Annotated in this window: 10 protein-coding genes; 3 read left to right on the top strand and 7 right to left on the bottom strand. The window is 69.6% G+C overall.

Annotation, left to right across the window (positions count from 1 at the left end):
- Nucleotides 1-198 precede the first annotated feature (198 nt).
- Nucleotides 199-618 (bottom strand): hypothetical protein, encoded by a 420-nt coding sequence (locus N4G66_RS44185; RefSeq protein ID WP_261709983.1) that lies wholly within the window; start codon nucleotides 616-618, stop codon nucleotides 199-201.
- Entirely contained in the window at nucleotides 528-818 is a 291-nt protein-coding gene (locus N4G66_RS46185; RefSeq protein WP_391858992.1) for an IS3 family transposase, read from the bottom strand. Before N4G66_RS46185 ends, N4G66_RS44185 begins: the two co-directional genes overlap by 91 nt.
- Nucleotides 819-875: 57 nt before the next feature.
- Here N4G66_RS46185 and N4G66_RS44195 point away from each other — a divergent pair, with 57 nt between their 5' ends.
- From N4G66_RS44195 to N4G66_RS44205, 3 genes are all read left to right on the top strand, one after another.
- Nucleotides 876-2,519: a PucR family transcriptional regulator gene (locus N4G66_RS44195; RefSeq protein WP_261709984.1), complete on the top strand. Its 1,644-nt coding sequence runs from the start codon at nucleotides 876-878 to the stop codon at nucleotides 2,517-2,519.
- Between the two features lie 214 nt (nucleotides 2,520-2,733).
- A complete protein-coding gene (locus N4G66_RS44200; RefSeq protein WP_261709985.1) occupies nucleotides 2,734-4,035 on the top strand; it encodes a diaminopimelate decarboxylase in 1,302 nt (433 codons plus the stop codon).
- A 764-nt stretch (nucleotides 4,036-4,799) separates the two neighbouring features.
- Nucleotides 4,800-5,471 (top strand): hypothetical protein, encoded by a 672-nt coding sequence (locus tag N4G66_RS44205; RefSeq protein ID WP_261709986.1) that lies wholly within the window; start codon nucleotides 4,800-4,802, stop codon nucleotides 5,469-5,471.
- A 610-nt stretch (nucleotides 5,472-6,081) separates the two neighbouring features.
- On the opposite strand, the gene N4G66_RS44210 is transcribed toward N4G66_RS44205, so the two are convergent.
- The 5 genes from N4G66_RS44210 to N4G66_RS44230 form a co-directional block, all read right to left on the bottom strand.
- On the bottom strand, nucleotides 6,082-6,609 hold the full coding sequence (locus N4G66_RS44210; protein ID WP_261709987.1) for a hypothetical protein: 528 nt from the start codon (nucleotides 6,607-6,609) through the stop codon (nucleotides 6,082-6,084).
- Nucleotides 6,610-6,889: 280 nt separating this feature from the next.
- Entirely contained in the window at nucleotides 6,890-7,018 is a 129-nt protein-coding gene (locus tag N4G66_RS44215; protein WP_261709988.1) for a DUF3761 domain-containing protein, read from the bottom strand.
- Nucleotides 7,019-7,117: 99 nt separating this feature from the next.
- Complete coding sequence (locus N4G66_RS44220) at nucleotides 7,118-9,466, bottom strand: ABC transporter permease (RefSeq protein WP_261709989.1); 2,349 nt, start codon at nucleotides 9,464-9,466, stop codon at nucleotides 7,118-7,120.
- On the bottom strand, nucleotides 9,463-10,155 hold the full coding sequence (locus N4G66_RS44225; RefSeq protein WP_261709990.1) for an ABC transporter ATP-binding protein: 693 nt from the start codon (nucleotides 10,153-10,155) through the stop codon (nucleotides 9,463-9,465). The genes N4G66_RS44220 and N4G66_RS44225 overlap by 4 nt, the downstream gene beginning before the upstream one ends.
- On the bottom strand, nucleotides 10,152-10,676 hold the full coding sequence (locus N4G66_RS44230) for a PadR family transcriptional regulator (RefSeq protein WP_261709991.1): 525 nt from the start codon (nucleotides 10,674-10,676) through the stop codon (nucleotides 10,152-10,154). Before N4G66_RS44230 ends, N4G66_RS44225 begins: the two co-directional genes overlap by 4 nt.
- Nucleotides 10,677-10,819 lie beyond the last annotated feature (143 nt).

Raw genomic sequence — 10,819 nt, forward strand, 5'->3', positions numbered from 1 at the left:
ATCCGGCGCCGCCCAAGGGGTTGGCCCCCAAGCTTCTCGGCAGCGGAAAGGGTAGGCATCGCAAGCCGCAGACCCCGCGGTAGGTCGACCGGACTGTCCTATACCGGCCCCGTTCTTCCGCTCCCCCCGGCGGATGGACGGGGTCTCGCCTGTTCCTCCCTTTGGACGCCGCCACGCTCAACTGGGCAGTGAGCAGGTTCAGGCGCTGCGCCGCGGCTTCCGTGCCGTCGTCTTCTTGGCCGCTTTCTTGGCGGGCTGCTTCTTCTTTGCCGTCTTTGTGGTCGTCGTCTTTTTGGCTGCGGTCTTCTTCTTGGGCATGTCGTGGACGGTGGCGTCCTCGTCTCGGGACTTGCGGGCCTTGGCCACAGACTCCTTGAGCGCGGCCATCAAGTCGACGATCTGCCCCGGCGCCTCCTCGGGTTCCTCGGCCATGGGCGGTTCGCGGTTTTCCCGCTTGGCGTCGATGAGCTGCTCCACCGCTTCCGTGTACCGGTCGGTGAAGTCGTCGCCTTCCAGATCGTCGCGGGTCAGCCGGTCGATGAGCTGCTCCGCCTGGGCGATCTCGTCGTCGGCGACCCGGCACCGGTTTGGGGCCGCAGCGACGCAGTCGCCGTCCACGAGGTCCGGGGCTCGTTCCGCGCTGTGTCAGGGACCATGGTGATCACCCGCTTGCCGCGGACCGCGCCGGTGATGCCGAGCTCGCGCATGAGGCGTTCGACGGTGCACCGGGCCGCCGCGACACCCTGGCGGTTCAGCAGCCGCCAGATCCTCATGCCCAAGGGGCACCACCAAGCACATTCCGGGACGTCTCGCGTCATTCCCGTGACTCCTCCTACACTCACCGTCACGCGACGTGCCGACGTGATGGGGGCCAGATGGTGCTGAACAGAATCGTCGAGCAGGGGGACGCCGCCGTGTCGGGGCCGACGCTGGAAAGGCTGCTGTCGGTCATGGGGGCCGGTGCGCTCGAACCGTGCACGACGCAGCGCGGTCTGGAGGCCCTGGTCGAGGGGGTCACGATGCTGGACCCGCTGGAACCCCGGCTGTTACGGGGGCAGATGCTGCTCGCGGTGGGCATCGACCCGGGGTCGGCCGCCGCCGTCGACGTCGTGCTCGACGCCGCCGGCTCGGCCGCGGCCGCGGTGGTCTTCGGACAGGGAAGGTCGGGCCGGCCCGCGGATGCGCTGCGGGCGGCGGCCGAGGACGCCGGTGTGGCGGTGCTCTTCCGGACGGCGTGGTGCGGCTGGACCGAGCTGGTCGGGATGCTGCGGGCCGGTCTGGTCCTGTCCGGGATCCCCGCCGATCCGGCGGTGACACCGGGCGACTTGAACGGACTGGCCGACGCGGTGGCACTCCTGGTCGGCGGCGCGGTCACGATCGAGGACGTGGAGTCCCGGGTCCTGGCGTACTCATCCACGAAGGAGGACGTGGACGAGTTGCGGCGGCTGACGATCCTCGGCCGCCGGGTGCCGGAGTGGCGCGTCGCCGCCATGCGGGAAGCCGGGTTCTTCCGGGCGTTGTGGGGTTCGGGGGATGTCATCCACCGGCCGGCGCACGGAGAGAACCCCGAACGTCTGGTGATGGCGGTCCGGGCAGGCGGAGAGATTCTCGGATCGATCTGGGTGGCGGCCGCGGGCGGCGACCTCCCCTCGCACGCCTGCGACACGCTGCGCTCGGCAGCGCGGGTGGCCGCCGCACATCTGCTCCACCACCGGTCGCACCGCACGCACGCCCGACTGGTCGAGGACGCGGCCCGTGCGCTGCTTGACGGGCGGGGACCGGCCGGTGTGCTGACCGAACTCACCAGGATCCCGGCACACGGGCACTGCGCCGCCCTGGCGGTGCGCCCCGGAGCCTCCTGCAAAGCAGAGGGAACCGGAAGGCTGTACGCCCTGCTGGCGGTGTGCTGCGGTGCCAACAACCTCACGCCGGTGGTGGTACCGGTCGATCAGGGCGTCCTGGTCCTGGTGGGCGCACTGCACCAGGACCAACGGCGGGCCGCCGAACAGCTCGCGCGTCTGGGGAAGTCACTGGCTGTGCAAGTGGCGGACGCGTCCGGGCCGGAAGCGAGAATAGGTCTGGGCACAGTCGTCGAAACCCTGGCGGACCTGCCCGCGTCCCGCCGGTCGGCGGACCTGGCCCTGCGAGCCCTGCTCTCGCCGGGAGAGCACCGTACCGTCGCCTGCGCTAGCGAGGTGGCCGAGACGATCGCCCTGAACCAGATGCTGGACACGCTGACAGAGCCGGCCCCGGCACCAGAGACACCGGTGGCACGCCTGGTGGCCTTCGACGCAGGGCAAGGCGGAGGGACCATGGTGCAGACCCTGCAGGCGTACCTCGACCACTTCGGTCACGTGCCGGATACCGCCCGGGCGTTGGGCGTGCACGCGAACAGCCTGCGCCACCGGATCGGCAGGCTCACTGAGCTCTCCGGACTCGACCTCCGCAGTCCCGACGCCCGGCTCCTCGCCCAACTGCAACTGCGCCTTCTCGAGCGTGGTGGCGGCCGGGAAGCATGAGCACGCGAGCGTCCGCCACGAAGAGAGGGCGCCTTCTTCGTGCCCGAGTCCAAAGGAGGCTGCGGCGGGCCCGCGGTTTCGCTCCATGGTGAGAACCGCGCGGCCGAACACCGGGACTTGCGACGAAGACACCCGCACCGCTGCGACGAGAGGCTGGTGGTCCGCCCCACGGCAACCGCGGGGCGGCGAGACCCCGGCTCAGGGAGGGCGCAGCATGAACGGTTCCGACAAGGCCGACCGGCGTGAGCGGATTCTGCGGGCAGCGGTACAGGAAAAACTCCTGGAACCCGAGACGGCCGTACTGGCCGGGTTTGTCGACCTCGACGGCGTCGGTGAAACCGTCAGGTCCCTGCACAGAGCGTTCCGCGACTCCCGCCGGGTCCTGCACGCGTTCGCGGCCAAGGCGAACTGCCTGGTTCCCGTACTCGAGGAACTGCGCCGAAACGGCATGGGCTGCGAGGTCGCCAGCGCCGGCGAACTTGCCCAGGCCCTGGAAGCGGGATTCGAACCCGAACACATCGTGTTCGACTCCCCGGCCAAGACCCGGGCCGAACTGGACCGGGCACTGAGCCTGGGAATCGCCGTGAACGCGGACAGCTTCCAGGAACTCTCACGGCTGGACGAGACCCTGGCGACCCGCCGTTCCCGCTCGCGGATCGGCGTGCGCATCAACCCCCAGATCGGCGCCGGCTCGATCACCGCCATGAGCACGGCCACCACGACCTCGAAGTTCGGCATCCCTTTGGAGGACGAGGGCAACCGGCAACGACTGCTGCGGACATACCAGGACCGTCCCTGGCTCACCTGGGTGCACACGCACATCGGCTCGCAGGGCTGCCCCCTGGACCTGATCGCCCAGGGCATCGCGAAGGCCGTGGACTTCGCCGAGGAGATCAACACCCGCCTCGGCCGCCGGCAGGTCACCGGCATCGACATCGGGGGAGGACTGCCGGTCAATTTCGACACCGACGAGACGACGCCCGGCTTCGACACCTACGTCGACCACCTGCGCGAACACGCACCGGCCCTCTTCTCGGGCGAGTACGAGATCGTCACCGAGTTCGGCCGCTCCGTACTGGCCAAGAACGGGTTCACCGCCGCGTACGTCGAGTACACCAAGACCGCCGGCGGGCGCCCCATCGCCATCACGCACGCGGGCGCACAGGTTGCCACGCGGACGGTGTTCGCCCCCGACGCATGGCCCCTGCGGATCGAGGCCCACGACCCCAACGGCCGGGCCAAGCACGGCCAGCCGGTGCCGCAGGACATCGCCGGCCCGTGCTGCTTCGCTGGTGACCTGCTGGCACGCAACCGTGCGCTGCCCCTCCTCGACGCCGGCGACCTCGTCGTCGTCCCGGACACCGGCGCCTATTACTTCTCCACGCCCTTCCACTACAACAGCCTGCCCGAACCCGCCGTGCACGGAGCCCGCATAGATGCCGACGGACAGGTCACCTTCCAGTTGCTCCGTCCCGCGCAGGCCAGCCACCTGATGCCGGCCCTTGCCGGCCTGTGATACCTGCCCGCCCGCGTGACTCCACCAGAACGCCGGTCGCAGCCACCTGGGCTGGCGGGGCCCCGAGCGAGCACGCCCGGCTGCCCGAAGAAGACCACAACGCCGAGGAAGGAAGGTGCAACCGCCATGACAGGGTGCCCCACGGGGAAAACGACACCCTCGGGCCAATGGGAGGTCATCGGACGAAGGCTGTCCGTCACGAGGGTGCACTGCGGCCGGGCGACGTGTGATGTCGCGCGGTGGGTCCTGCGACGGCGACGTATCGCAGCCACCCAGTTCCTGCGGGGCGCGTGCTACGGGGCTGGCACGGCCGCAGTGGGTGTGCTGGCGGTGTGGCTGCGGACTCGCTGAGGACTTCGGGTCGGTCGGCGGCCCTGCCGGGCACGTGGTCGGCGAGATCGGCGAGATCCCGGGAGGTGGCGCGGCCGTCAGCGCTGCCACCTGCCTCCTCGGACGCCAGAACCGGCACCTCGGAGGGCCACCGGTCAGGGATGACTACTAGCCAACACCAGTCAGCCTTTGTCGTGCGGGTCGTCGTTGACCGTTTCGGGACTGTCGTTCAGGTTGGAGTTCACGTTTGGCGACCGAGCCGGTCAACGGCGTGGAGGCCTCGCTCATCCTGAGGCCGGGGACTGCACAGGCGTTGGGCTGCGGGGTGGCGCCCCCGCAGCGTGCCGTGCTGCATTGCGCGGGCCCCGGCCGGTGTGCTGATGCGCTGGCCGGGCAGTATGTGCCCAGCCATTTCCTGCTCGTGAGGGGTCGTCATGCGCTCCAGCTACCGCGCCGCGTCATCCGTGCTGTTCGCCGCCGTGTTCCTGGCGGGCTGCACCCCGGCCGCAACGAGTGGATCGACCGCGTCGCCGACCGGGACTTCGGCCACGAGGCCGTCGGGCACGGAGGCAGGCGGCGGCCCGGACCGGGCGATCGCGGTCGGGGCCGGCCCCCAGACCACCTACACCGTCCAGAAACAGCCCCCAGCGGGGAGTTGTCATCTCCGGTACGAGAAAGGGGAGCCGCTGGAGGACCCGACGTGCACGCCGGGTGCGATCTCTCCGGCGGTCACGCAGGCGAACCTGAAGTCCACGATCTGCCGCAAGGGCGGGTACACCTCCGGCATCCGGCCGTCCACGTCCGTCACCGGCAAGGAGAAAGCGCTGAACGCGGCCTCGTACGGCTACACGGGCTCCATGCGCGATGCTGAGTACGACCACCTGATCAGCCTGCAGCTCGGCGGCGACCCCAATGATCCCCGGAACCTGTGGGTCGAGCCGCCGGACCCGGGCCACAAGACGGGCGCCGGGGTCAACAACCGGAAGGACCCGGTGGAGACGAAACTGCACACCGCGGTCTGCGCCAACAAGATCACCCTCGCCGCCGCTCAGCGCGCGATCGTCACCGACTGGACTACTGCGCTCAGCACGCTCGGCCTCGGCTGAGACACGGCGCAGGGTAGCCGAGCAGGCAATCGCTTCGGCTGGGGCGACTTCAGCGGCGGACAGCGCGCCGGGGGCGCCGACTTCGCCAAAACCGGACTCGTCGCCGACCCCCTCAACCAGCCTCCGCTAGAGCTCCGGTGTCGTCGAGGGCCACAACAGCAAGATCAAGATGCTGAAGAGGCACGACCGAGCCAACTTCGACCTACTCCGCAAGCGGGTCCTCTCCAGCGCGCGAGGCCGTTCATGATCGCGGTTTCGGTGTCCCTCCGTGGCCCCGGGCACTGAAAGCGATCCAGAACCCGGGTTCGCCGACGCCGACACTGGATGGCGCACCCTGACGGCTTCTGGGCACGGGCCCACGCGGACTGTCCTCGTCAGTCGCCGATGGTCCACCAGGGCGGCCCGCGCTGCCTGTGGGACAGGCTGGAGGGGATCCGCGACCGTCTCAACACGGTTGGCGAACTGCCCGTCTACGGCGCCGTGGTCGCGATCACCCTCGACGGCGAGACCGCCCTCTCCAGCGGCCGTGGTCAGTCACGCTGTAACGAAGCCCGGGCACGTTCCGTTCCTTTTCCCGTGCCCCTTGCAGCGGCTTCGCGCGCCGCCGGTGTCAGCCGATTCCGGTCACCGAGAGTGCGGTTGTCCAGTTGTTGCGGATGGCGGAGCGGGCGGCGGAGAGGGCGATCGTGCCCTTGCATACGGCGTTCTTCAGCTTCGTCTCCACGCCGTCCTTGGTCGTCGCGGTCTTGGTTCCCGCGTAGGGCTCGGGCCACAGGTTCCCCGGGTCGCGGGGCGCGCCGCCGAGCTCGAGGGGGACGAGGTGGTCCTCTTCGTAGTCGGCCATCGCGGTGTCCGCGTAGCCGTAGTCGATGATGCCCTGCGCCTTGAGGGGGTTGGTGTAGGAGGTGGGCGGCCGCACCGTGGCGGTCCAGCCGGAGACGCAGATCGTGGAGCCGATCGTCGACTGGGTGACGTCCGGGTTGTAGGCGCCGGGGGTGCAGGACGCATCGGGGAGCGGAAGGCGTGACTGGGAGCAGGTGGAGGCGAAGGCGGGCGTGGAGGTCGTGCCGATGATGAGGCCAGCGGCGGCGAGGGTGAGGGCGGAGGTGCCGGCGGCGATGTGTGTGAGGGGGCGCATGGGGTCTCCGACTGTTCGCCCCGGCGGGTGTCCCGGGGATGGGGACATGACAGCGCACGGCGGGGCTACGCGGGTAGACCTCGAGAGGTGAAATCTGTGTATGCAGGCAGTTGACGTCTGATCAACTCCCGTCGGCTCGACGGCAGTCGCCGTGCACATTGCGGATGTCCACATCTGGCTCCAGCATGCGGAGCCGGTACCTCGCCGTCCGGCACACCGACACCGCTGCACGGAGCCCCCTGGCCTGAGGAAGCGGCCGGGGGCTCCACGCAGCTGGTGGTCAGCGGTACCAGTACTTGACGCCCCGGTGGTGCGAGCAGGTGCCCCGGAAGCTGGCGCTGTAGGAGTAGATGCCGTCCTTGCACTTCGCCGTCGCCCCGCGCGGATGAGAGGAGTTCGCCTTGCACACACCCGTCGTGTGCCGGGTGCACGACGCAGCCGCAGCATCGGTGGCAACAGGGGTGGGCTCCTCCTGGCGGAGGAGCCCACTTCGGGGATGTGCGAGGGGTTATTCCGTGCGCAGGCCTTCCGGGCGCATCATCCGCAGCAGCGGCGGCAGGCTGAGCAGCGTGACCACGCCGACCACGGCCGCGCCCACGCCGGTCATGGTCAGGACGCTCGCCCAGTCCATGGCCACCGGTGTACGGGTCATCTTCAGCAGCACCGAGCCGAGGGTGATACCCACCGTTGTGGCCAGTATGAGGCCGAGTCCGACCGGGAGGGCCGTCTGCCACAGCACGGACAGGCTGAGCGTGCGGCGCCGGGTGCCGAAAGCGACCAGCGCGGAGAGCAGCTTCCTGCGCTCGCGCAGCTGTTCCAGCTGGGAGACCAGCAGACTCGCGCCGATCAGTGCCAGCACGAAGGCGGAACCGACGAACAGGCCGGTGCGGATGGAGGTGTACTTGGCGTCCTCCTGGGTCGCCGACCAGCTGTAGGTGCGTGCCAGGGGGTCGATCCGGGTGACGACGTTGCGTATGTACTCCCGTGAGTCCGGCACCGACGGGTCCAGACGCAGGTAGACCCCGTCCGAGAACAACGCGGGCGCGGCCTTGGCGGGCAGGGCGGCGGGGGTGACCAGCAGACCGTTGGCGTCCTGCAGTGAGTCCTTGCGCGCGTCCACCACCCGCACGTTCGCCGGAACGGTCCAGGGCACCTCGATGCCGCGTTCGGTGGCATCGTCGTACGACGGGTCGATGTAGAGCTGCCGACCGGGCTTCACCACGGCGATTTCGTCAGCGTTGCTGGGGGAGGTGTAGTGGCTCCTCGTTCGCGTTATGAACACGTCGCCGTCCTTGCAGGAGGGAAGCGTGGCGAGTTCGCGCAGGGCAGTGCAGTTACCCACGGTTAGGCCGTTGCTGTTCTTCGGGTTGCGACGCGCGTCCCCGTACTCCAAGGTGGCCGGGGCCACTGCGGCCCGTACCCCCTTGGTGCCGGTGAATTCGCGCTCGACACCGGACAGTGGCTTGCGATCGCTGAAGTCGACCTGCATCTGGACTCGGCCAGGGTCCTTGCCGGTGGCCTTGGTGTACTGGCTCTGTGTTCCCGTGAACAGCATCTGCAGGGCGATGGCTCCGGCCACGGCGACGGCGATGCCGTTGACCATGCGTGCGGCGGTTCCGCTGCTCAGCTGCAGCCGCCGTACCGCGAGCTGCCAGGACAGCGCGCCCTTGCCGAGGCGGACGACGACCGCCTCCACAACCCAGGGGAGCAGCGCGGTGATGCCGATCAGCAGCAGCAGCACGCCGCCGATGACGAGGTACTGGTTGAAGCCGCCGCTCTTGCGGCCCTTGCCGATCATCGGGTAGAGCATCGCGAGGCCGGCCAGCGGCGGCAGCAGCCGCCACCACAGCCGGCGGCGGCGCTGCTTGGCCGCGCGCACGACGCCAAGCGGTTCCACCACCACGCCGCGCATCGCGAGCAGCGTGACGAGTACGGCGGCGGCCGGGATCGCCACCGCGACCAGCGCGGCGAGCGCGGGGGAGGGATCGAGGTAGCTGGGCCAGACGCTCACGCCCAGCACCTCGGTGGAGCCCAGCGCCTGACGGCCGAGGAGGAAGAAGCCGGTGCCGATGACCAGGCCGAGCAGGGCTCCGGCGAGTGCTTCGCCCGCCGCGATCCGCCGGGTCATGCGGCTGTCCGAGCCGACCAGGCGCAGCGCGGCCAGCCGGCGGTCGCGGCGCTCGCCGCCGAAGCGGACGGCGGCGGCGATGAACACGGCGACCGGGGTCAGCAGCACCACGAACACGACCAGGACCATGAGCAGCAGCACCGGGTCGGTCTTCTCGGGCGTCGAGTCCGGGTGGCCATACTCGGTCAGCCGGTGCACCGGGGAGAAGTCCGTGAGTTTCAGCCCCGAGGCGCCCGCGTAGTAGGCCAGTTCGTGGGAGCCGATGAGTCCGCTCTCGCCGATCGTGCCGGTGATCTTGTAGGGCAGGCGTTCCCGCAGCAGCTTGGCGTCGTCCGAGGCGAGCAGGTCCTTGAGCGCGGGGGAGACCACCATCTCGCCCTTGCCCGGGAAAGCGTCGACTCCCGGGGGCAGCGGCGCCCGCTTGCCCTCGGGTTCGACGAACCGGCCGAGGATGTCGTCGTCGTGCCAGGTGGTGTCGGCTTGGGCGATCAGGAAGGTGTTGTCGGCCTTGGGCGGGACTTTCTGGGAGTACACGTTGGCGTAGCGGGCGTCCTCCACCCGGGTGCGGGCGGCGAAGACGTTGGGCAGGGCGGTGCACAGCAGGAGCAGTGCCACGCCGAGGCCGACGCCGACTGCGGTCAGCGTCATCCGGACCCAGCCCTCGCGGCCGCCGGTGACGGCGAAGCGGGCCCCCATGACCAGGTCTCTGGCCCACTGGCGAGGACTCATACGGCGCGCTCCATGTCGCGGGACTGGCCGTCGCGGACGACGATCTCGCGGTCGGCGTAGGCGGCCACGCGTGCCTCGTGGGTGACGAGGACGACGGCGGCGTTGGTCGAGCGGGCCGCTTCGGTCAGCAGTTCCATCACGCGTTCGCCGTTGAAGGAGTCGAGCGCGCCGGTGGGTTCGTCCGCGAACAGCAGGCGCGGTCCGGTGACCAACGCGCGGGCCACGGCAACGCGCTGGCCCTGGCCGCCGGAGACCTCGCCGGGACGCTTGGCCTTGAGGTCGTCGACCTCCAGGCGCTCCATCCAGCCGAGCGCGGTCCGCTCCGCGTCCTTGCGGGAGGAGCCGTTCAACCGCAGCGGCAGGGCGACGTTCTCCACACAGGTCAGCTCGGGCACCAGCTGACCGAACTGGAACACGAACCCGAACCCGGAGCGGCGCAGCGCGCTGCGCTGGGCATCGCTCATCTTCGTCAGTTCATGCCCGTTGTAGGTGATCGACCCGGAGTCGGGCGGCACGATCCCCGCGAGGCAGTGCAGCAGCGTGGACTTGCCGGACCCGGAGGGGCCCATGATGGCGACGACCTCGCCGGGGTGTATGGAGAACTCGGCGCCGTCCAGCGCGTGGGTCGGGCCGTACGCCTTGCGCAGGTCGTGCGCGGTGAGCAGGGAACCGGGGGGAGAAGTCGTCATCGGGTCACAGCCTCACGGAGTTTGTCGAGTCGGGCGGCGGTCAGCTCCAGCCAGCGCAGGTCGGCTTCCAGGTGGAACAGGGCGTGGTCGCAGATCAGCTGATCCGCCAGGTCGCCCTTGCGCTTGCGGTCGGTGAGGATCCGCATGCTGCGCAGATGCTCGGAGCGCTGGGTGTCGAGGACCTCGGCGGCGTCGCGCCGGGTGAGCAGGGCGAGGACGACCTTGGTGTAGAGGGTCGACTGGAGGTATTCCTCCGGCTTCTCCGGGGTCGCCAGCCACCGTTGTACGTCGGTGATGCCGGCGTCGGTGATCGTGTAGCGCTTGCGCTCGGGGCCGTCGCCCGCCTCGATCCCGTCGATCTCGACGAGCCCGTTCTTCAGCAGCCGGGACATCGTCGAGTAGACCTGGCCGTAGTGCAGCGGCCGGTCGTGACCGAACTTCTCGTCGAAGGCCCGCTTGAGGTCGTAACCGTGGCGCGGGCCGGACTCCAGGAGCCCTAAAAGGGTGTGACCGATGGACATGATCCGCACTATACACACCATGTATACGCGGCGTGTATACATGGTGTGTATACATCGAGTGTGCAGGTCGTGGCGGGGTGTACGACAGTGCAGGTGAGGGAGCCGGGAATTCCGATCGTCACGGTTCGGAAACAGGCAGTGAG

It is taken from the genome of Streptomyces rhizosphaerihabitans (assembly GCF_025399795.1).
Lineage (GTDB): Bacteria > Actinomycetota > Actinomycetes > Streptomycetales > Streptomycetaceae > Streptomyces > Streptomyces rhizosphaerihabitans.